Source organism: Acidovorax sp. HMWF018 (assembly GCF_003061035.1).
Classification (GTDB): Bacteria; Pseudomonadota; Gammaproteobacteria; order Burkholderiales; family Burkholderiaceae_C; genus Acidovorax; species Acidovorax delafieldii.
This window is the reverse complement of record NZ_QAIM01000276.1, coordinates 1-22302: the sequence shown is the minus strand read 5'-3', so window position 1 is coordinate 22302 and position 22302 is coordinate 1. Positions and strand designations below refer to the sequence as shown.

General features: G+C 64.4%; 14 protein-coding genes and 1 tRNA gene. 13 read left to right on the top strand and 2 right to left on the bottom strand.

Annotation, left to right across the window (positions count from 1 at the left end; genetic code table 11):
* The coding region (locus DBR23_RS10405; protein WP_108498196.1) for a FecR domain-containing protein at positions 1-741 on the top strand (741 nt) is incomplete at its 5' end.
* A 260-nt stretch (positions 742-1001) separates the two neighbouring features.
* Positions 1002-2954 (top strand): PhoX family phosphatase, encoded by a 1953-nt coding sequence (locus tag DBR23_RS10400; RefSeq protein ID WP_108498195.1) that lies wholly within the window; start codon positions 1002-1004, stop codon positions 2952-2954.
* Positions 2955-3132: 178 nt separating this feature from the next.
* On the opposite strand, the gene DBR23_RS10395 is transcribed toward DBR23_RS10400, so the two are convergent.
* Positions 3133-5598 carry a UvrD-helicase domain-containing protein gene (locus tag DBR23_RS10395; protein WP_108498199.1) on the bottom strand — a complete coding sequence of 822 codons (2466 nt, stop codon included), beginning with the start codon at positions 5596-5598 and terminating at the stop codon, positions 3133-3135.
* Positions 5599-5641: 43 nt separating this feature from the next.
* On the opposite strand from DBR23_RS10395, the gene DBR23_RS10390 reads away from it, so the two are divergent.
* Positions 5642-6367, top strand: a complete 726-nt coding sequence (locus tag DBR23_RS10390; protein ID WP_108498194.1) for a hypothetical protein — start codon at positions 5642-5644, stop codon at positions 6365-6367.
* 204 nt (positions 6368-6571) lie between these two features.
* The gene (locus DBR23_RS10385) at positions 6572-7549 is read left to right on the top strand and encodes a GMP reductase (RefSeq protein ID WP_056061124.1); all 978 of its coding nucleotides are present in this window, start codon (positions 6572-6574) and stop codon (positions 7547-7549) included.
* Between the two features lie 42 nt (positions 7550-7591).
* On the opposite strand, the gene DBR23_RS10380 is transcribed toward DBR23_RS10385, so the two are convergent.
* Positions 7592-8473, bottom strand: a complete 882-nt coding sequence (locus tag DBR23_RS10380) for an alpha/beta hydrolase (RefSeq protein ID WP_108498193.1) — start codon at positions 8471-8473, stop codon at positions 7592-7594.
* Positions 8474-8683: 210 nt separating this feature from the next.
* On the opposite strand from DBR23_RS10380, the gene DBR23_RS10375 reads away from it, so the two are divergent.
* The 9 genes from DBR23_RS10375 to bcsA form a co-directional block, all read left to right on the top strand.
* Positions 8684-9568, top strand: coding sequence for an NAD(P)-dependent oxidoreductase (locus DBR23_RS10375; protein ID WP_108498198.1), 885 nt, complete (start codon positions 8684-8686; stop codon positions 9566-9568).
* 83 nt (positions 9569-9651) lie between these two features.
* Positions 9652-9727: transfer RNA gene (locus tag DBR23_RS10370), tRNA-Lys, on the top strand.
* A gap of 496 nt (positions 9728-10223) precedes the next feature.
* Positions 10224-12599 (top strand): cellulose biosynthesis cyclic di-GMP-binding regulatory protein BcsB, encoded by a 2376-nt coding sequence (gene bcsB, locus DBR23_RS10365; RefSeq protein WP_233250385.1) that lies wholly within the window; start codon positions 10224-10226, stop codon positions 12597-12599.
* On the top strand, positions 12592-13746 hold the full coding sequence (bcsZ, locus tag DBR23_RS10360; RefSeq protein WP_108498192.1) for a cellulose synthase complex periplasmic endoglucanase BcsZ: 1155 nt from the start codon (positions 12592-12594) through the stop codon (positions 13744-13746). The genes bcsB and bcsZ overlap by 8 nt, the downstream gene beginning before the upstream one ends.
* Positions 13743-17660 (top strand): cellulose synthase subunit BcsC-related outer membrane protein, encoded by a 3918-nt coding sequence (locus DBR23_RS10355; protein ID WP_158276448.1) that lies wholly within the window; start codon positions 13743-13745, stop codon positions 17658-17660. The genes bcsZ and DBR23_RS10355 overlap by 4 nt, the downstream gene beginning before the upstream one ends.
* A 28-nt stretch (positions 17661-17688) precedes the next feature.
* Positions 17689-19482 (top strand): BcsE family c-di-GMP-binding protein, encoded by a 1794-nt coding sequence (locus DBR23_RS10350; RefSeq protein WP_233250384.1) that lies wholly within the window; start codon positions 17689-17691, stop codon positions 19480-19482.
* Positions 19479-19661: a hypothetical protein gene (locus DBR23_RS29270; protein WP_146191302.1), complete on the top strand. Its 183-nt coding sequence runs from the start codon at positions 19479-19481 to the stop codon at positions 19659-19661. The genes DBR23_RS10350 and DBR23_RS29270 overlap by 4 nt, the downstream gene beginning before the upstream one ends.
* A gap of 13 nt (positions 19662-19674) precedes the next feature.
* Entirely contained in the window at positions 19675-20466 is a 792-nt protein-coding gene (bcsQ, locus tag DBR23_RS10345) for a cellulose biosynthesis protein BcsQ (RefSeq protein WP_108498189.1), read from the top strand.
* A gap of 83 nt (positions 20467-20549) precedes the next feature.
* Positions 20550-22302, top strand: a 1753-nt coding sequence (gene bcsA / locus DBR23_RS10340; RefSeq protein WP_233250386.1) for a UDP-forming cellulose synthase catalytic subunit, incomplete at its 3' end; no start/stop codon positions are given.

The window sequence follows — 22302 nt, the reverse complement described above, 5'->3', positions numbered from 1 at the left end:
GACGAAGAGCTGGTCTGGTTCCAGCGCCGCAGCGTGGTGCAGGCCGCCGCGCTGTGGGTAGCGGGCGGTGGCTGGGCTGCCGCCCATGCGCAGGCGCGCAGCAATATCGTGGAAGTGCGCGGCGATGTGCTGCGCAATGGCGAGCCCCTGACGGAGCAGCACACCATCACCGCCAACGACCGCATTGAGACCGGGCCGGGCGCCAGCCTGGTGTTCTCAGTGGGAGACAGCGCCTTCATGGTGCGGCAGAACTCGCGCATGGCGATGGAGAGCGACACCCCCACCGCCGTCAAGCTGCTGCGCCTGCTCAGCGGTGCGGTGGCCACCGTGTGGGGGCGTGGCCCCGACCGGCAGATTGCGCTGCCCACGGCCACCGCAGGCATCCGCGGCACCGGCGTGTACGCCGAGGTGTTTGCCGACCAGGACCAGCGCGGCTACCTTTGCAACTGTTATGGCACGGTGGAGCTGACGGCAGGCGGCGAGCGCCTGGTGAGCCAGTCCAGCTACCACCAGTCGTTCTGGGCCGAGCCCGCACCCCGCAATGGCCGGCTGCTGACTCCGGCCGGTGCCATCAATCACACGGACGAAGAGATGGAGTTCTTGGCGGGGCTGGTCAACCAGCGCACCGCGTGGCAGGTGTCAGGCCGCAAGGGCATCAAGGATGGCAGCGGTGGCGCGGCCGCACCGGCCAACAACTACGGAACTGGCAACTCCTACGGCCCGCCCGGCTCCCGGGACTGAACGCTGCTCAGCGGTACTCTGCCGCGCTGAGCCGCAGCGCTCGCCGCGATGGCTGTGCGGCGCGCCTTGAGGTGCCGTTACGCAGTGCGCCAGGCACTGCGTCAAACCGTCACACAAACGTCAAACCACTGTCACGGGGCGTTCCTAGGATCGCGGCCTGGATTCCATGCCACCCGTTCCACACGCCTTTCCAACAAGGCTCCTGGTCGGATCAGGGCGTGGCATGCCCGTTCGCATACCCACTTGGAAACACCCCGAAAATGACCCAACCGACGATGCCCACCCGCCGCAAGGCCCTGCAACTGCTGGCCGGCGTTCCCATGCTGCCACTCAGCGCCAGCGCCTCGGCCGCCCTGCTGACCGCCTGCGGTGGCAGCGACTCCGCCGCGCCCAGCTTTGTGTCGGCCAGCTTCACGTCGATGGCAGCCCCGACCCTGGCCAACGCCGCTGCCATGGCCACCACCACCGTGGGCTCCACGCTCAACATCAAGCTCAGCGACGACTCGGTACGCTCGTACCAGCTGGCTTACCAGCCGTTCTTCGTGACGGGCGACATGGTGTCCGACGGCAAGGGCGGCACCATCCTGTCGGGTGGCTACTACGACATCAACAACAAGCCCATCATCGACGCCACGGTGGCTGGCAAGGAGCGCCAGTACTTCTCGGACTCGCCCGACGGCACCTCGCTGCTGACCGTGGCCAACCCCACCGTGACCGGCCTCAAGGGCAAGGCCGTGTTTGCCGTGGTGCAGTTTGAATACACCACCTGGGCGCAAGACGGCAAGACCGACATGTACGGCAAGCTACCCTCGCCCATCGCCGTGCTGACGCTGGACCAGGACCAGACCACCGGCAAGCTGAGCCTGGTGAAGTACCACAACGTGGACACCTCCAAGGTGCACGGCCTGTGGATCACCTGCGGCGCGAGCCTGTCGCCCTGGGGCACCCACCTGTCGAGCGAAGAATACGAACCCGATGCGTTCAGCATTGCCAGCAACGCCATGTTCAAGGCCTACAGCAAGAACCTGTATGGCGACGAAACCAAGGCCAACCCTTACCACTACGGCCACATGCCCGAAGTGACGGTGAACCCCGATGGCACCGCCAGCATCAAGAAGCATTTCTGCATGGGCCGCATCTCGCATGAACTGGTGCAAGTGATGCCTGACAACCGCACGGCGCTGATGGGCGACGACGCCACCAACAGCGGCTACTTCGTGTTCGTGGCCGACAAGGAAAAAGACCTGTCGTCCGGCACGCTGTACGTTGCCAAGGTGGGCAGCGGCTTCTCCATCGACCCCAAGGTGGGCACGGCGGCGCCCCTCACCTGGATCAAGATGGGGTCGGCCACCAGCGCCGAGATCGAGAACCTGGCCAACACGCTCAAGCCCACGGACATCATGACCGTGAAGACCACCGACCCGGCCGACGCCAGCTACACCAAGATCGTGGCCAACGGCAAGACCGAGTGGATCAAGCTGAACGCCGGCATGGAAAAGGCCGCCGCCTTCCTGGAAACCCACCGCTACGCCGCCTACCTCGGCGCCAGCCTGGGCTTCACCAAGATGGAAGGCACCACGGTCAACGCCAAGGACAAGATTGCCTACTCTGCGCTGCAGAACATCCAGTCGTCCATGGTGGCAGGCAACGCCGCCAACGTGCCGGGCAACGGCATCTCGGTGCCCAAGCAACTGGTGGCCGGCGCCGTGATGGCGCTGAACCTCAAGGGTGGCCAGAAGGACACCGCTGGCGGCACCATCAACAGCGAATGGATGCCCGTGGACACCAAGGTGCTGCTGGCCGGTGAAGACATCACCTCCGACGCCCTGGGCAACACCGCCAACCCCAACAACATCGCCAACCCGGACAACCTCAAGTTCTCCGAAAAGATGCGCACCCTGTTCATCGGCGAAGACAGCAGCCAGCACGTCAACAACTTCCTGTGGGCCTACAACGTGGACACCAAGCAGTTGTCGCGCGTGATGTCGATCCCCTCGGGCGGCGAGTCCACCGGCCTGCACGCCGTGGACGAGATTAACGGCTGGACGTACATCATGAGCAACTTCCAGCACGCCGGTGACTGGGGCGCCATCCACAGCGTGGTCAAGGACACGCTGGACCCGATGATCAAGGCCAACTACAAGAACAAGAACGGCGCGGCCGTGGGCTACCTGACGGCAGCGGCCAAGCAGCCCAGCCTGAACCAGGCCTGAACTCAGCCTGAAACCAGCCTGAGCGAAGGGCCAACAGGGCAGCACCCGGTGCGGCCCGCTTCAAAAACCAACCGGGCCTCAGGGCCCCGTTGTCATTGGCGGCACCGGTTTGCTATACAAACAATAGCTACCAGGGCATAAGGTACTAGCGCTAGCAGGCGATTTGGCTCAAAACGCGCTATTCGACCACCGTCAGCTTGGCCACCGACAGCGCCAACCACTTGGTGCCGTGGCGCGGAAAGTTGACCTGTGCACGTGCGTCGTCGCCGGTGCCTTCAATGGCCAGCACCTTGCCCTCGCCAAACTTGGTGTGGAACACGGCAATCCCCGCGCGCAGGCCGTGCGATGGTGCCGCCTTCTGCACAGGCACCGGGGGGCTGGCAAACGTCTCGGATTTGAAGCCAAATTGGCCTCTAGCGCTAGATCCATATACACCACCAGCTCCTGAATTAGTAGCAAAACTAGGCGCATACGAGCCAAAGCCCTGCTGCTTGGGCGTGATCCACTTGAGGGCCGCTTCGGGCAGCTCGTCAAAAAACCGGCTCTTGATGTTGTAGCGCGTCTGCCCGTGCAGCATGCGCGTTTGCGAGTGGCTCAGGTACAGGCGCTTGCGCGCGCGGGTGATGGCCACGTACATCAGGCGGCGCTCCTCCTCCAGGCCGTCGCGGTCGCTGGCGGAGTTCTCGTGGGGGAACAGGCCCTCCTCCATGCCACCGATGAACACGCAGTCAAACTCCAGCCCCTTGCTGGCATGCACCGTCATGAGCTGCACAGCGTCCTGCCCAGCCTGGGCTTGGTTGTCACCGGCTTCGAGTGCGGCGTGGGTCAGGAAGGCGGCCAGGGGCGAGAGGGTTTCGCCGGTGTCGGCATCCACAATGCCGGGCACAGCGGGTTTCAAAGGCTCGTCGAGTACGGGCGCGTTCAGGTCCAGCCCTTGGCTGACCGCGCTTTGGATGAGCGGCGTGCCGTGCTCGTCCAGCGGCAGCGCCACCGCGTCACGGCCAAAGCCCTCTTGCGTGACAAAGCTCTCGGCGGCGTTGACCAGTTCCTCCAAGTTCTCGATGCGGTCGGCGCCTTCCTTCTCGGTGCGAAAGTGCTCCACCAGCCCCGTGGATTCGAGCATCTGCTCGATGATGCCCCGCAGGTTCAGGCCCTGGGTCTGCTCGCGCAGCACATCCACCATGGCCACAAACGCGCCCAGGTTGGCCCCCGCCTTGCCGGGCACGGCGCTCACCGCATCGTGCAACGAGCAGCCCGCGGCGCGGGCCGCGTCCTGCAGCACCTCGATGCTGCGCGCGCCAATGCCGCGCGGAGGAAAGTTGACGACGCGCGTGAAGCTGGTGTCGTCGTGCGGGTTCTCCAACAGGCGCAGGTAGGCCAGCGCATGCTTGATTTCGGCACGCTCAAAAAACCGCAGGCCGCCGTACACACGGTAGGGGACGCTGGCATTGAACAATGCCGATTCGATCACCCGGCTTTGCGCATTGCTGCGGTAGAGCACGGCAATCTCCTTGCGCTCAAAGCCGTCGTTGCGCACCAACTGCTTGATCTCGTCCACCATCCACTGCGCCTCGGCCAGGTCAGAGCTGGCCTCGTACACGCGCACGGGCTCGCCAGCACCTTGGGTGGTGCGCAGGTTCTTGCCCAGGCGGCGGCTGTTGTGGCTGATGAGGTGGTTGGCCGAGTCGAGGATGTTGCTGTAGCTGCGGTAGTTCTGCTCCAGCTTGATCTGGCGCTGCACATCAAACTCGCGCACAAAGTCGGTCATGTTGCCCACGCGCGCGCCACGGAAGGCATAGATGCTCTGGTCGTCGTCGCCCACGGCTATCACGCTACCGCGCGCTTCATAGCGCCCGCCCACGTCGTTGCCCGCCAGTTGCTTGAGCCAGGCGTATTGCAGCTTGTTGGTGTCCTGGAACTCGTCCACCAGGATGTGCTGGAACCGGCGCTGGTAGTGCTCGCGGATCGGGTCGTTGTCGCGCAGCAGCTCGTAAGACCGCAGCATCAGCTCACCGAAGTCCACCACGCCTTCGCGCTGGCATTGCTCTTCGTACAGCTGGTAGACCTCGACCTTCTTGCGGGCGTCGCTGTCGTGCGTGGGAACGTCGCCGGGACGCATGCCCTCTTCCTTGCAGCTGGCGATGAAGTACGACAGCTGCTTGGGAGGAAAACGCTCCTCGTCCACGTTGTGCTGCTTGCAAAGGCGCTTGATGGCCGAGAGCTGGTCTTGCGTATCCAGGATCTGGAACGACTGCGGCAGCCCCGCTGCCTTGTGGTGCGCGCGCAGCAGCCGGTTGCACAGGCCATGGAAGGTGCCAATCCACATGCCACGCACGTTGACCGGCAGCATGGCCGACAGGCGGGCCACCATCTCTTTGGCGGCCTTGTTGGTGAATGTGACGGCCAGAATGCCGCCGGGCGTGGCGTAGCCGTTTTGCAGCAGCCAGGCAATGCGGGTGGTCAGCACCCGGGTCTTGCCCGACCCCGCCCCCGCCAGGATGAGTGCATGGCCTGCGGGCAAGGTCACCGCAGCCAGTTGTTCATCGTTCAGGTGGGCCAGAAGGGGGGATGCGGCCGAGGGCGCACCGGAGTGTGGGGGCACCAGGGCATCTGGCACACCCGAAAACGGGTCTTGTGGGAACATCCAGCCATTGTAGAAAGCACCCTGCCCCACGCCGCCTCGCACCATGAAAAACATTGCCCTCACCCTGGCCAGCCTGTGGCTGGCCCTGGCGCACGCCCCCCAGGCGATGGCCCAGGCCAGTTGCAGCAGCGACGGCACCCCCAGGCCTGTGGCCGTGTTCGAGCGCTTCATCAGCGCCGACTGCGAGTCCTGCTGGGGCGATGCGGCCACCCCGGCACCATCAGCCAAGGCAGGTGCCGTGGTGCTGGACTGGATCGTGCCGGGCAAGGCAGGCGACGACGCCCCCCTGTCGGCTGCGGCCTCGACCGACGCGCTACCCCGCCTGCAAGCCCTGGGGCGCAAGCCCCCCATCTCCACCGATGTGTACGTCACCCCGGTCGATTTAGCAGCGCGTGGCCGGTTGCGTGTGGCCCATGGGGTGGCGTTCAATGACTATGTGGGCACAGGCATCGCCTTCACCCCCTCCCCTGCGGCGCCACAGCGCACTGCGACTGCCGCGCCCTTCGCCTTTTACCTGTTGCTGGTAGAGGCCATACCCGCAGGTACTGACGGCACCGTTGTGCCCCGTTACATCGTACGCAATCAGTTCGAGGGTGCCTGGCCCCAGGCTCAGCGGCCCGCACGCAGCAAGGGCAAGCCGTGGGCATGGATGGAAACCCGCTCCATGCGCATCCCCGATGGCGCACAGGCCGACAGGCTGCATCTGGTTGGCTGGGTGCAGGATGCCTCGGGCAGCATCGTGGCGGCCGCCCAATCCGTATGCAGGTAATACCGGTGCCGTTATGACGGCCCTTTGGCAGGCGGGTAGAATCAATCACCGGGCCCAAGTTTCTTGACGCCCGGTTTTTTGTGCCTGCGCTCAGCAGGGTTCGGAGTGACTGTCACGTCCACTCCCGCAAAGCCGGTCTGACAGCCAAGCGCCCACCGCCGTCGAAATCGTTTGGCGGCGTCCCTTTATGGAGCTTGGAATCTCATGGAAATCTTCGACTACGACAACATCCTGCTGCTGCCCCGCAAGTGCCGCGTGGAAAGCCGCTCGGAATGCGACGCCAGTGTGGAGCTGGGCGGTCGCCGCTTTCGCCTGCCGGTGGTGCCCGCCAACATGAAGACCGTGGTGGACGAAACCATCTGCACCTGGATGGCGCAGAACGGATACTTCTACGTCATGCACCGCTTTGACCTGGACAACATCCAGTTCGTCAAGGATATGCATGCCAAGGGCTGCTATGCATCGATCTCGCTCGGTGTGAAGCAACCCGACTACGCCACCGTGGACCAGCTGGTGGCACAGGGCATCACGCCCGAGTACATCACCATCGACATTGCCCATGGCCATGCCGACAGCGTGAAGAACATGATCGGCTACCTGAAAAAGCACCTGCCGCAGTCGTTTGTGATTGCTGGCAACGTGGCCACGCCCGAAGCCATCATCGACCTGGAAAACTGGGGCGCCGACGCCACCAAGGTGGGCGTGGGCCCGGGCAAGGTGTGCATCACCAAGCTCAAGACCGGTTTTGGCACGGGCGGCTGGCAGCTCAGCGCGCTGAAGTGGTGTGCCCGCGTGGCCACCAAGCCCATCATTGCCGACGGGGGCATCCGCAGCCACGGTGACATTGCCAAGAGCATCCGCTTTGGCGCCAGCATGGTGATGATCGGCTCGCTGTTTGCGGGCCACGAGGAATCACCCGGCAAGACGGTGGAAGTGGACGGCGCGCTGTTCAAGGAGTACTACGGCTCGGCCAGTGACTTCAACAAGGGCGAATACAAGCATGTCGAAGGCAAGCGCATCCTGGAGCCCATCAAGGGCAAACTGGCCGAAACGCTGATCGAGATGGAGCAGGACGTGCAAAGCTCCATCAGCTACGCGGGCGGCACCAAGCTGATGGACGTGCGCAAGGTGAACTATGTGATCCTGGGCGGCGACAACGCAGGCGAGCACCTGCTGATGTAACCCCCCGGGCGCGAGCCGCCGCCCGGTTAGGAGAACCTGTTCTCAGGCCCGCAGCAGGTTCTGCGCCATGTGGTGCAGGTCATGCCCGGGCTTGGCCAGGGCATCGACGATGCTGAAGTGGTTCAACCCCGGCAAGGCCACGCTGCGGGGTACAAAATGGCTGCCCCAGGCATCCTGCATGAGCTGGTTCTGGCGCAGGAACTCGGGGCTTTCATCCGCCCCGACGGCGCAATACAGCGTGCCGGTGGGCGGCTCCAGCAAGCGCGCGGGGCTGCATTGCAGCACCTGCTGTTCGGTCAGGTGCAACACCGACTGGTACATGGGCGTGTGCATGATGGGCTCCAGGTCGTGCACCCCCGAGATCGACAGCACATTGCGCACCAGGCCATCGGGCAAGCCCTTGCCGATCAGGGGCCACACGCTGGTGAGCAGCAGGGCCGCCAACTGCCCGCCCGCCGAGTGCCCCGCAACGGTGATCCGCCGGGGGTCGCCACCATGGGCGGCGATCTGGTGCCAGACCCAGCCCAGCGCCTTTTCCATCTGCCGCGCGATGTGAGGAATGGTCACCGGCGCGTCCGGGGTGCCCGGGCACAGCGCGTAGTTCACCACCACCACACAAAACCCGGCCTGGGTGAAAGGCGGCGCGATGAACGAGTGATCCGATTTGTCGAGTGACCGCCAGTAACCGCCGTGGATGAACACCAGCACCGGCACCGGCACCCCCCCGGCACGGGCGGACGGAAACACGTCCAGGGTTTCCCCGGCACCTGTGCCGTAGGCCATATCCAGCGCACAGGGGACAGTGGCCCGCACCTGGGCAGAGTCTTGAGCCCAACGCTGGAAGTAGTCCATGTGGTCAGGGACCAGGGCACGATTGTTGTACATGCGCTCCAGCCAGGCAGGGTCGTACAGGGGCAAGGTCATGGGCAAGGGTCTCCGAGTTATGTGGGCTGCCTTCGGTGCCATACCGCAGACCGGCCAACAGGCTCGGCAGACGCAGGAACGGCGCTGGCGCTGCAGAATCATCTGGCCAATCGCCATACGCTGCAAGCTCCGTGACAGACTGGAGCGCCAAAAAGGCACATGATGACAACAGAGACGCCCTTGAATTCCTCTTTGCAGCAGAACAACGCCATGACCACCACACCGCTTCGCATCGCCGTTCTTGGCATTGGCATGATGGGGTTGCCCATGGCCAGGCGGCTCAGCGAAGCAGGCCACAGGGTGCACGCGTGGAACCGCACCCGCGCCAAAGCAGAACCGCTGGCGCAATGGGGTGTCACCGTGCACGGCAGCCCTGCCGATGCCGTCAAGGACGCGGGCATTGTCATCAGCCTGCTAGAAAACGGTCCTGTCGTTGGTCAGGTTCTCTTTGAACAGGGCGCCGCGCGGGCAATGCTCCCGGGCGCTCTTTTCATCGACATGGCCTCCATCCAGCCCAGCGAGGCCCGTGACCACGCAGCCCGCCTGGGTGAGCTGGGCCTGACCCACCTGGATGCACCGGTATCTGGGGGCACCGTTGGCGCCGAAGCCGGCACTCTGGCCATCATGGCCGGCGGAAGGCCCGAGGACTATGCCCGCGCCCAGCCCGTGTTTGCCTGCCTGGGGCACGCCACGCATGTGGGGCCACACGGTGCCGGGCAGCTGGCCAAACTGGCCAACCAGATGATCGTGGGCATCACGATTGGCGCCGTGGCCGAAGCGCTGCTGTTTGCCGCCAAGGGTGGTGCCGACATGGCCAAGGTCCGCGAGGCCATTAGCGGCGGTTTTGCCGACAGCCGCATCCTGCAGCTGCATGGGCAGCGGATGGTGGAACGCGACTTTGCCCCCAGGGGCCGGATGGCGGTCCAACTGAAGGACATGCGCAATGCGTTGGCCACCGCCCGGGAAACAGGTTTCGACGCCCCCATCACTGCCCTGTTTGAGGCCTTGTATGCCGAAGGTGTGGACCACGGCCTGGGCGAGCTGGACCACAGCGGCCTCTTCGTCGAGCTGGCCAGCCGCAACGCAATGCAATAATTTTTTAGCACGACTTGCAGAGTGTCCAAAAACTAGTGCATAATTCGAGGCTCTGCAGCGATGCAGACAAATTTTAAAGATTTGGGTTCTTAGCTCAGTTGGTAGAGCAGCGGACTCTTAATCCGTAGGTCGAGTGTTCGAGTCACTCAGGACCCACCAAATCAAGCCGCAAGGCACAAAAAGCCTGCTACCCATAAGTAGCAGGCTTTTTTGTTTCCAGACCGATTGTTTCTCCGCTCGCGGCAACCCGGCCCCCAGGCCCGGAGTCGTCCGCCGGCAGCACCATCGTCTGGCCGCCTGGGGCCCACGGCCCCGGTGTCCACCCTCCACGGGTGGCAACGGATGTGTCTTTGCAAGAACCACCGCGTGTTCTGTCCGCCGTCGGCCCACCATGGAACATGCCATCCGCCATGCCATGGTGACCAGACAGTGCTACAGACGCGCACCGTTTTTTCGAACCATGAATCCAGGCACTTACTCTTCACGTACCTGCTGCAGTCGGGCAACAACACTGCTGGCAAAGCAATTGCAAACAAATGTCCTGCGGAGCGGCACAACCCGGCCCCATCGATACACTTTGTCATACAAGTGACACCACCCAGGCATGGGTCCGATGCGCCCATCCTTCAGGTACGAGCCAGCAAAAAAGAACACTGTGAAATCCACATCTGCAACCCGCGCGCTCCCTCTTTTTGTCGCGCTGATCACTGCCGGGCTGATCTCAGCCCCCGCCCCGCAAGCCAACGCCCAGACCAGCAAGGCCCGCAGCGCTGTGGCCAAAGAAAAGGCTCAGACCCGCCAGGAGCGCGAGTCAGCACGTGCAGTGCAGGCCAACGACAGCGCGATCGGAGCCAGCCCATCGGACACTCCTACGCTGCCCGCACGGCAGTGGAAAGTCAGCCTCAAGGAACTGGGCGTGGGGCGCCCTGTTTCTTTGCGAGGCGTGGAGAGTGAGGCCAGTGTGGGTGTGGGGGTGCGGCGCGACGAGATCGTCGAAGCCGCCAAGCTGCGCCTGACCTTCACACTGTCACCTGCGCTGATCCCGTCACTGTCGCATCTCAAGCTGATGCTCAATGACGAAACCCTGCAGACCGTGGTGCTGGACAAGGAGCGCCTGGGCACCCCGCAGACGGTCGAGCTCAACATCGACCCGCGCTACTTCACGGATTACAACCGGTTCCGCTTCCAGTTCATCGGCCACTACACGATGGAATGTGAGACGCCCACCCACTCCAGCCTGTGGGCAACCATCAGCAACGACAGCCAGCTGGAGCTTTCGTTGCGGCAGATCCCTCTGCGCAATGACCTCGCGCTGCTGCCTGCGCCGTTTTTCGACCCCCGGGACAACCGCCCCGTCAAGCTGCCGTTTGTGTTCGGCAATCAACCCAGCACCGGTACGCTCAAGGCGTCAGGCTCCATCGCCAGCTGGATTGGCATGCTGGCAGGCTACCGAGGCAACCAGTTCCCGGTGCTGGAAAACCAGCTGCCCCGCTCGCACGCCGTGGTGCTGGCCACCAACAGCCACCGTCCCGCGTTCCTGCAGGACATGGCACCTGTGACCGAGCCCACGATCTCGATGGTCAACCACCCCGAAGTGCCAGGCGCCAAACTGCTGCTGGTGCTGGGCAAAGACGATGTTCAGCTACAGATGGCGGCAGATGCCCTGGCCCTGGGGAAAGCGGTTTTGTCCGGGCAAACCATTGCTGTCAAATCGCTGGACTATCCCGCGCTGACCAAGCCCTATGACGCGCCTCGCTGGATCACCACCCAGAGGCCCGTGAAACTGGCCGAGCTGGTGGGCAGCCCGTCGGACCTGCAACTGCGTGGCACGGTGCTCAACGACACGGTGAACATCTACACCCGCATGGCCCCGGACCTGTTCACCTGGAACGCCAAAGGCGTGCCGCTGGACCTCGCCTATCGCTACACCCCCAGCAGCGTTTCAGACCATGGCAGTCTGAACATCTCTATCAACAACCAGTTCATCCAGTCCTATCCGCTGCAGTCGCGGGATGACCGCACCAGTGGCAAGAACACGGTGATGCTGCCTCTGTTCGATGACGGGAATGCCCAGAACCGTTCGGACCTCAAGATTCCGGCTTTCATGATCGGTGGCGACAACCAGTTGCAGTTCGCGTTCCAGATCCCCCCCAACGACCTGGGCCGCTGCAAGTCCGCGCCGCCGACCGAACTGTTTGCGGCCATCGACCCGCAGTCCACCATCGACCTCACGGGTTTTCGCCACTACCTGGCCATGCCCAATCTGGCGGCCTATGCCAACAGCGGCTTTCCGTTCACCCGGGTGCCAGACCTGGCCCAGACGTCCATCATCCTGCCCAACCAGCCCAGCACCGCAGACATCGAGGTCTTCCTGACCTCCGTGGGCCGCATGAGTGCATCGACCGGTTATCCCGGTACCCGCTTTCAGTTGCTGCGTGCTGCGGACGCCAACAAGGCGGGTGACACGGACATCCTGATCGTGTCGCAGGCCGACGCCGATGGTTTGCTGGAGCAATGGAAGAACCATCTACCGGCGCTGCTGGCCGCTGGCGCACGGTCCGTCCAGCCCCTGGAGCGGGCCCTGGGATCATTCATTGAGCTGTTCAACCTGGAGTCCGAACACCGCCTCTCCGCGTCCGGCGGGCAAGCCGTGCTGCAAGGCACAGGGCCGCTGGCTGCCGTCACCGGTTTTGAATCGCCCTTGCACAGTGGGCGCAGCGTGGTGGCGCTCACCGCCACCGACAAGGAAGCCATGGGGCTGCTGAGCCAGAGCCTGAACGATGCGGGCAAGATCAAGAGCCTGCGCGGAGATCTGGGCCTGATGCGCGGCGACGCCATCGAAAGCTTCCGCATCAAGCCTGTGTACTACGTGGGCGACCTGCCGTGGTGGCAACGCCTGTGGTTCCACCTGCACAGCCACCCCTTGCTGCTGGCCTTGGCGGGCATCGCCACCGGCCTTCTGCTGACCTTTATCGTTTATGGCGCCTTGCGCACCATGGCGCGCCGCCGACTGGCATCCCAGCATGACTGAGTCCCTTCGTCGGCGCACGGCCCTGCAGGCTGGCGGCGGTGCTGCACTGCTGTCCTGGCTGCCAGACCTTCGCGCGCAACCCCAATCCACGCCAGAACGCCCCGGGTGGCCCGCCTGGGAAGCGTTCAAGGCGCAGTTCATCAACGAAGGCGGCCGCGTCATCTCGGATGATGCGGGAGGAGGACAGACCTACTCCGAAGGCCAGGCATACGCCTTGTTCTTTGCCTTGGTGGCCAATGACCGAACCACCTTCGACAAGCTGCTGCGCTGGACGGAAAACAACCTGTGCGACGGCGATATGACCGCCCGCCTCCCGGCCTGGCTATGGGGTAAACGCCCCGATGGCACTTGGGGTGTCATCGACAGCAACGCCGCCTCGGACGCCGACCTCTGGATAGCCTACGCGCTGGGCGAGGCAGGCCGCCTGTGGAACGTGCGCACCTACCGCGCACTCTCTGCCTTGCTGGCGGCCCGCATCCTGCGCGAAGAAACCGCGCAACTGCCCGGCCTGGGACTGACCCTTCTGCCAGCGCCCCAGGGCTTTGCACAGAAGGACGGACGCTGGCGCCTGAACCCCAGCTACATGCCCATGCACCTCATGCACTGGCTGGCAGCAGAGGACCCCCAGCCCGAATGGAAGCAACTGGTGGACAGCTCGCTCAAGGTCATCCAAGGCGCTTCGCCCAAGGGCTTCACGCCCGACTGGACCGTGTACGACCCTAAACAGGGCTTTCTGGTGGATGACAAGGGCAAGGAAAAAGGCCAGGGCAGCTATAACGCCATCCGCGTCTATCTGTGGGCGGGCACGTTGCACGCCAACGCTCCCGGTCGCAAGGCCTTGCTGGATACCCTGCAGCCTATGGCACGCTTCGTGCGCGAACAGGGATACCCGCCTGAGTCCATCGACATCCTGACAGCCCAAGCCTCGGGCCCCGCACCCTCGGGGTTCTCGGCTGCAGTCCTGCCATTTTTGCGGGCAGTGGGCGACGACCGCACCCTGCAATCGCAGCGCATGCGCCTGGAGGCCCGCCCCTTGCGTCCCACGGCCTACTACGAGCAGGTGCTCGGCTTGTTTGGGCTGGGCGCCATGGAGGGGCAATATCGCTTCACTGCAAACGGCCAACTCACTGTGCGATGGAAACCGTGAAACGCCGCACACACCGCTGGCTCCCCTCCCTGACCTTGCTCGCCGCCGCCTGCCTGCCCGGGCAGCACGGCGTGCACGCCAGCACCCCACCCGCCATCGAAGCTGAGCTGCTCAGCGGCGCCCGCCTGTGGGCCAGCAAAAACCGACCGGATATGGCCCGCCAACTGGTGGACAAGCTGCTGGCCATGGACCCGAACTCTCCCGAAGGGCTGGCAACGCTGGGCGACTTGGCGCTGCGCGAAAAGAAAAGCGACGAGGCCCAGCGCGTGCTGGCCACCTTGCGTGCACGCCACCCCGGCCATGTGCTGACCCAGGAACTGGAAACCCTGGTGCGCGTGTATGGCCCCGACCGCGAAAAACTAGCCCAGATGCGCTTGATGGCACGCGCAGGCCGCAAGGCCGAGGCAGCCGATCTGGCACGCGAGCTGTTTCCGCAAGGCCCGCCCACGCTCGGCGGACTGGCGCTGGAATACCACCAGATCATGGGCTCCACCGCCAAGCAGAGCACCGAATCCCAGCGCCAGCTGGCCAAGCTGTACCAGCAGACCGGGGAGTCCCGTTACCGGCTGGCACAACTGGAGCTGCGCATGTACCAGGGGGGCAACCCGACGGCCGTGGTGCAGGAGATCGAGGCCCTGGCAAAGCAGCCCGATACCAACGCCCCACAGCTGCAAGACCTTTGGCGTCGCGCCCTGGACCGGCTGGCCAACACCCCAGCGAACCTGCCCCGCGTGCGCGCATTCCTGCAGCGCTACCCGGCTGACGGCGCCATGGTGGAACGACTGGCCGCCATGCAACAGGCGGTCGAGCGCGCAGAGCGCGCGGCCCGTGACCCCGCCAACATCGCCCGCCAGGCAGCGCGCACGGCCCTTGACCAAGGCGATATGGAGTTGGCGGAAGAGCAGGTCCAGGCGACGCTGGCTTTGCGCCCCCAGGACGGAGAAAGCCTGGGAAACCTGGGATTGATCCGCCTGCGCCAAGGCCAGCATGCACAGGCGCAGGACCTCTTCAGCCAGGCCTATGCGCTCACACGCCAGAGCCGCTGGAAGGACTTGCAGGCCACCGCCAGATTCTGGGGACTGCTGCGACAGGCCGACAGAGCCGTCGAACAGAACGAACTGGTCACCGCTGCCAGCCTGGCCGAACGCGCGCTGCAGATGCAGCCCCAAAGTGCTGACGCATTGACCACCCTGGCGAGCATTCGCGACTTGCAAGGGGACCATGCGCTGGCAGAGAATTTCTACCAACAAGCCCTCCAACAGGAGCCCAACAGCACCTCCGCCATCAAAGGTCTGGCAAGTCTCTATGCCCGCACCGGGCGGGTGACCAAAGCGCTGTCCCTGCTGGCCGAGGCTGCCGCACGTGACACCACACTCGCCGAAAAACTCGCCAGTGCCCAGGCCGACGTGCTGGTGGCCCAGGCGGAGGACGACCTACAGGCCCAGCGCCTGGGCCCCGCACTGCGTGCCTTGGAGTCGGCAGTGGTACTGACCCCCGACGATGCCTGGATAAGACACCGCCTCGCACGTGTTTACATGCGCCTGGGCCGCCCCCAGGAAGCACTGCACGCCATGGATGAGGGTGTGGCGCGCATTCCGTCCGGCACCGTCGGCGCCGAGATGTTGTATGCCCGCGCCCTGATACGTTCTGCCCTGGACGAAGACAGCGTTGCCCTCGCAGACATGCAGCGGATACCCTCCGCTGATCAGACAGACGCCATGCGCGCGCTGGTGCGGCGCTCTCAGGTCAAGTCGCTCGTCGCCCAAACCCTGAAGCCCCTGCCTGCAGCAGAGGTCGATGCGCTGCTACAACAAGCGGAACAAGAAGCGGGCAATGCAGCAGACCTGCTCTACAGCGTAGCCAATGCCTGGTTTCGCCGTGCACAGCCCGCACGGGGCGTGGCAGTCTTCCATCGCCTGGCAGCGCGCGTTCCCACACTGGCGCCAGACACGCAACTGGACTACGCGCAGCTGCTCAACCGGGCGGAGGATGAGGCCGGCCTCGCCGAGCAATTGTCTCGCCTGCTGCAAACCAAGGGCTGGAGCGCCGAGCAAGAAAGCCGGCTGGTAGCGCTGTACACCGCGCACCAAGAGCGGCTCATCGAGAAGCAGCGGCAGGCCGGACGTACCAACGAAGCCTCGCGCCTGGCACGCCAGGCGACACCCCTGCCGGACACACTCTCCACACCACGCCAACGCAGTCTGGCCCAGGCCCGGTTGCTCATGGCTGCAGCCGAATATGCCGATGCCGCCCAGTTGCTCAAGCCTTTGGCATCCGCACAACCGGATGATCTGTCTGTTCGCATGGCGCTGGCGGACACCCTGTCACGACTGCAGGACACCGGAGACCGGCGGGCTGCGGCCAATGAGGCCGACTGGTTGAAAGACCGCATCCCTCCGAGCGATGTGGGGCAGCAACTGGCACTGCTACGCATCTGGCAACGTATTGGCCGCATGGACGAAGCGCGTGCATTGGCGACCCGTCTGCTGGACGGTTTTCCGCAAGACAGTGACGTGCTGCTGCATGCAGCGCGCCTGGAGCGGGCCAACCGCAACTACGCACAGGCCATGGTGTTCTTCCGCAGTGCGCTCATGCTGGAGACGCGCGGAAAGGACACCCCTCCGACTGCAACGGCCCCAGACAGCCAGACCCCGGTGCCGGTTGATTCCGACCGACCACTGGCTCTCCAGCAGAGTTACACACTGTCCGTCCCCGCCGACCCGGCCGTCGTTGCCAAGATCCAGGGCGAGATCGACGCCATCGAGGCACGGCGTCAGCCTCGGATCGAAGCGGGACACCAGGCGCTGAGCAAGCGCTCCACGGACGGAATCTCCAGCCTGCGCGGCTGGGAACGTCCTGTGGTGGCGTGGATGCCGCGTGCCTACGACGGGCACTATTTCTTGCACGTGGATCGGGTGCAGCTGGATGCGGGCGATCTCCCCGCCGATGGTCCAGACCTGCTCACTTACGGGCAGGTGGCGGCACTACCACCGGGGTCCTCCTTTGCCACCGAGCGACGCCAACGGGGCCAGGGCACCAACCTGGGTTTCGGCTATGTGGGAGACGATGTCCAGTGGGACATCGGAACCACTGGGGTTGGATTTCCGGTGAGCAATGTCGTAGGGGGCCTGTCCAAAACCGGCGATCTGGGCCGCTACAGCTACAAACTCGAAGCGTATCGGCGCCCCATCACTGGCAGCCTGCTGTCGTACGCAGGGGCACGCGATCCCATCACAGGCCAGGTATGGGGCGGCGTGGTGGCAACAGGCGCTGCAGGCCGTCTTTCTACCGACATTGGGCCCTACAGCACCTCGCTGAGCCTGAGCCTGGCCGCCCTCACCGGAAAAAATGTGGCAACCAATACCCGCGCCCAGCTGCGCTGGGCACTGGACCGCGATGTATGGCGCCACAACGATAGCGTGGTCAACCTCGGTGTTGCCGTCTCAGCTTGGCACTATGGCAAAGACCTGTCCGAATTCAGCTTCGGCCACGGCGGCTACTACAGCCCACGCAACTACGTATCCGTCGCCCTGCCACTGGAATGGAGTGGACGCCGCGGCGCACTGACCTGGCTGGCACGCGGGTCCGTCTCTGTATCGCGCAGTAGCAGTGGCGACAGCGACTATTTTCCGCAGAGCGCACTCCTGCAGGCCCTGGCGCGTGCCCGGCTGGCGGCCGACGGTGGCGTTCCGGTGTACGCGGGCAGTTCGGGTTCGGGTTTCGGGCGTTCGTTCCGGGGGGCACTGGAATACCAGGTCACGCCCCATCTCGCACTGGGAGCACAGCTGGAGCTGGATCGCTCGGCCTACTACGCGCCCACCAATTTCATGGTGTATGGCCGCTACCGCTTTGAGCCCGGGAACGCTCCACTGGACAACCGCCCACGGCCGGTGCAGACCTATTCCAGCTTCTGACATGTCCTCTGCCGCTTCATCACCACGCATGAGCCCACCCGCAACAGGTGTGCTGCACTCGCTCGCCAAGCGCCTTTGGCCCTCTTTGGGTACAGCCAGCGCCATCCAGCGACCGACAAGCATCGGCATCGCAGGCCTGCCAGACGGCATTGGCCAGTTGCCATCCCATGTGCCCGTCTCTCTGGTTGCCGCCGACAGCCGAAGTGCCGCGGCATGGTTCCCCGCGCTGATCGAAGACGCTTTGGCCGCTGGCCCCTTGGGGCTGGTGGCGTCCAGCACACAGTGGCTGGACGAATTGCTGGAGTACCCCGAGTTGCGAGCGGCTTACCGCGCTGGTCGGCTGAAGCTCTGGGTGCTATCGCCTGGGTTGCAGGCGCAAGTACAGCGCCATGGACTCAGTCCACTCGTGCAGGAGCTTGAGCGGACCGGCCTGCTGCCACAGCACGCACTGTATCTGTGCGACGCACAGAACCTGCTGTCCGGACTGAACGTTGCCCAACTTGCACATGTCAGCGACCAGCTCAGCGCCCTGTGCCGCCAACGGCAGCGCCCGGTGGTACTGGGGTTCACCCCGCCGCTGGATGCCACCGCCTTTTTGCCAACGCTGCGCAACCTGTGCCAGATGTCCATGCACATCGCCACCTTGCATGCCGACGCTGACCGCTGGCGCCTGAGCCTGGACCGCTGGGGTTCGGATACCGGGGCGCTGTTTCAGACCGGCTTTGGCCTGGTGCAAGACGCCAGCACACACCGACTGACTGCCGACAGCACGCGCACCCAAGGCGCCACCCCCGAACTGGTCACTGCAGCCGACCAATGGGGCGTGCTGGCAACCCGGGCATCGGTGGAGGGGCAACGCGGTATCCCTGGCCACTGGCGCATCGTCGATGGGCTGGAGGACATCGAAGTGGCTGCTGCGACCTGCGTGGCCTCCACGGTGCTGATCGACGCGGGCTCTGCGGGCGATTTTGAATCCCGCGCACGCTTGGTGCACCACCTGCGTCTCTCGCGCCCCCCAACGCTCAAGATCGTGGTGCGCGAGAACCTCGGCAAGTTGCGCACCCACAGCGAGCAGGCACTGCTGCAACTGGGCGCCAGCGCGGTGGTCTACAAAGAGGTGGGTTTCTCGCGACTACTGCAACTGCTGCAGGACATCAACGCTCAGAGCCACACCCGCAAAGTCCACCCCGACTACGCTCAGGCGCTCGACAGCTTCATGCCCCCCCGCGAGCGGGGCTACCAGGCCCCGGGACGATTCTGTACGTTGGTACGCGGCATACTCGACCGCACCCATGACATTGGCCTGTCGCACAGTCTGGTACGGCTCAACATGCTGGACCGGATGCCGCACCTCGATGCTTTGCGCGCCTGCCACACCTCGCGCGATGGCGACTTGTTCACGGCCGACCACGAAGCGATCTACGTGTTCCTGTTCGCCTGCCGGGAGCCCGATGTAGAGCTGGCCCTGCAACGGGTATTCGCGCTGCCGCTGACCCAACTTTTCACTTCGCAAGCTACGGACTGCTCAGCGCCGGGCATACGCGCGATGACTGAACAGTTGCAAGAATCCCTGCGCAAGGGCGTACCTGACTACAGTGCCATCTTGGCAGCAGTCAGCGCCCCCACACCTGCCGCCCTGGAGGCTCCTCCTGCCACGCCCTTGGCGCAGTTAAGAGAGGATGCGCTGGCACTGCCAAAGCACACCAACATAGAGAACCAACAGTCCGAGGCCTCGCCGCTCGTTGTGACAAGACCGCAAATGCGACCACGCCCTATCGGACAGCGCGCCGCGCCACGCCCCCTTGGAAGGACGTCTGCATGACGGCATGGATGCTTGTTTACGTGCTGCTGGGTGTCTTGCTGGCTTGGCCGTGTGGTTGGCTGCTGCGCCGCGTGCTGAAGGCGCGCCAGCCGTTACGCTGCGTGCAGCCCTATCGGCCAGACCTTCCGCAAAGCGAGTCGCCCATTACCCCAAAAGGTGGGATGACCAAAGCCCCATGAACAAAGAGTTTGCATGCGCGTGATTGCTGTCGTTTCGCCGCTCGGCGGGTCCGGGCGCACCACCATGGTCGCCCACCTGGCGTCCATTGGTGCCCGTCAAGGCCAGCACACCTTGGCCGTAGAACTCTGCGCCCAGAATCTGCTGGGCATACACCTGGGCATGCCCCGCCCCGCCAGTCAGGGATGGGCAGCACTTGCTGCCACAGGCTCTTGGTGGGCAGACGGCAGCTTCGACAACACGGACGGCGTCTGCGTTCTGCCCTTTGGCCCAGCGGCACCAGAAACCATCACGACGCTCCACCAGTTGCTCGCTGCCCACCCACAGTGGCTGCAAGACCAGTTGGAACTGCTCGACGTGCCAGAGGATTGCACGATACTGCTGGACACACCGCAATGGCCTTCGCCGCTGGCCCAGGCGGCGCTGCGCTGCGCAGATGCGGTGTTGGTGGTCATGGAAGCGTCTGCGCGCGGATGTGCCAGCACGGACGCCGTACGCGCCATGCTGCAGGCGTCGCCAGCAACGCCCAACGTGCAGGGCATCGCAGTCACGCGTTTTGACCCGCGCCGCGTATCGCAACGGGAGGCGCTCAGCACATTGCGCCAGCAGTGGGGAAGCCAATTGCTGCCCTATACCGTGCATGAAGACGAGAACCTTTCACGTGCACTGGCCGCATCGCAATGCGTGAACGGCATGGCACCGCATGCACAGTCCGCGCACGATCTCCAGGGCATCTTCCATTGGCTGTCGGCAGTGCCTCCGTTGGCGCCGCTGCCTGCGCCCGCAGCTGGAGTGGTTGCACCATGACAGACCAGGCGCCCTCGGGCACCACCACACCTACCCCGGCCACCGAACAAGCGGACGCACTGGTGCCCACTCGCAAGGCACTGATGTGGCTCGGGCGACAGCTTGAGGTTGGGCATGAGGCTCCCTGGTGGATGTGGTTGTGGCGCTGTTTCGTTCTGCCACCCTCGCCACAGCGCGCATTGCGCCCCTGGTTGCTACGCCCAGTGCGCGGGCTTTGGGCAGGCCTCGGCTGGGCCATGCGCTGGCTCTGGCGAGTCCTGGCACTGGCGCTGACACTGGTTTTCTGGCCCATCCGGCTTTTCCTGCGTGCCATGGACCGCCTGGCCACCCACGTCAACGTGGGCAAGGGCATGCGACTGGCAGACCAGTGGCTCACACCGGCCCTGGAGATTCCTGGCCTGCGCTGGGTGATCCTGGCGGTGGGAGCGGTCACCGGTCTGGTCGTCATGACCACCCCATTCAACTGGTTCGGGCAACTGTTGTTCATGCTGCTCTGCTGGGGACTGTCCCTGGTGCTCCGGCGCCTGCCAGGCCGCTATCCTTCGCTGGCGCTTGCAGCGATCAGCCTGCTGGCGATGGGGCGTTACGCCTGGTGGCGCCTGACTTCATCGATTGAATTCGACTCGGTCATCGAGTCCTTCCTGGGCTACGGCCTGCTGGCGGCAGAGGCCTACACCTGGTTGGTGGTGGTGCTGGGCTTCATACAGACTGCCTGGCCCCTGCACCGCAGTCCGGCGGAGCTGCAAGGCGCACCTGCGTCCTGGCCCACGGTGGATGTGTACATCCCCACCTATAACGAGCCGCTGAGTGTGGTGCGCACCACGGTGCTGGCGTCGATGGCACTGGACTGGCCCAAAGACAAGGTCAAGGTCTTCATCCTGGACGATGGGCGGCGCGAGGAATTCCGTGCCTTTGCCGAATCCATGGGCGTGGGCTATATCGTGCGGCCCGACAACAACCACGCCAAGGCTGGCAATCTGAACCATGCGCTGGGCAAGACCGATGGTGAGCTGGTCGCCATCTTCGACTGCGACCACATTCCCACACGCTCCTTCCTGACCACGGCCGTGGGCTGGTTCCAGCGCGACCCGAAGTGCGCCATGCTGCAAACGCCGCACCACTTCTTCTCACCTGACCCGTTTGAGCGCAACCTGGGCACCTTCCGCCGTGTGCCCAATGAAGGTGCCCTGTTCTACGGTCTGATCCAGGATGGCAATGATTTCTGGAACGCTACGTTCTTCTGCGGTTCCTGCGCGGTGATACGGCGCGGCCCTTTGCTAGAAGTGGGCGGCATCGCAGTGGAAACCGTGACCGAGGATGCGCACACCGCCCTCAAGCTGCACCGGCGCGGCTACACCACGGCTTACATCAACGAGACGCAGGCCGCCGGCCTGGCCACCGAGAGCCTGTCGGCCCATGTGGGCCAACGCATCCGCTGGGCGCGAGGCATGGCGCAGATCTTCCGCGTGGACAACCCCTTCCTGGGCAAGGGCCTCACGCTGTGGCAGCGCATCTGCTATGCCAACGCCATGGTGCACTTCTTCTTCGGGCTGCCGCGGCTGGTGTTCCTCACCGCGCCCATGGCCTTCTTGTTTTTTGAATGGCACATCATCAACGCGGGCGCCATCATGATCGCGCTGTATGTGCTGCCATACATCCTGCAGTCCAACATCGCCAATGCGCACGTGCAAGGCGAGCACCGGCACACGTTCTGGGCTGAGGTCTACGAAACGGTGTTGGCCTGGTACGTGGCCCTGCCCACCACGGTGGCTCTGATCAATCCGCGCCTTGGCAAGTTCAACGTGACAGCCAAGGGCGGGCTGGTGGACGAGCCGT

Coding starts and splice junctions, on each gene's coding strand:
- DBR23_RS10400 (WP_108498195.1), top strand. CDS start 1,002: ATGACCCAACCGACGATGCCCACCCGCCGCAAGGCCCTGCAACTGCTG.
- DBR23_RS10395 (WP_108498199.1), bottom strand. CDS start 5,598: ATGTTCCCACAAGACCCGTTTTCGGGTGTGCCAGATGCCCTGGTGCCC.
- DBR23_RS10390 (WP_108498194.1), top strand. CDS start 5,642: ATGAAAAACATTGCCCTCACCCTGGCCAGCCTGTGGCTGGCCCTGGCG.
- DBR23_RS10385 (WP_056061124.1), top strand. CDS start 6,572: ATGGAAATCTTCGACTACGACAACATCCTGCTGCTGCCCCGCAAGTGC.
- DBR23_RS10380 (WP_108498193.1), bottom strand. CDS start 8,473: ATGACCTTGCCCCTGTACGACCCTGCCTGGCTGGAGCGCATGTACAAC.
- DBR23_RS10375 (WP_108498198.1), top strand. CDS start 8,684: ATGACCACCACACCGCTTCGCATCGCCGTTCTTGGCATTGGCATGATG.
- bcsZ (WP_108498192.1), top strand. CDS start 12,592: ATGACTGAGTCCCTTCGTCGGCGCACGGCCCTGCAGGCTGGCGGCGGT.
- DBR23_RS10350 (WP_233250384.1), top strand. CDS start 17,689: ATGAGCCCACCCGCAACAGGTGTGCTGCACTCGCTCGCCAAGCGCCTT.
- DBR23_RS29270 (WP_146191302.1), top strand. CDS start 19,479: ATGACGGCATGGATGCTTGTTTACGTGCTGCTGGGTGTCTTGCTGGCT.
- bcsQ (WP_108498189.1), top strand. CDS start 19,675: ATGCGCGTGATTGCTGTCGTTTCGCCGCTCGGCGGGTCCGGGCGCACC.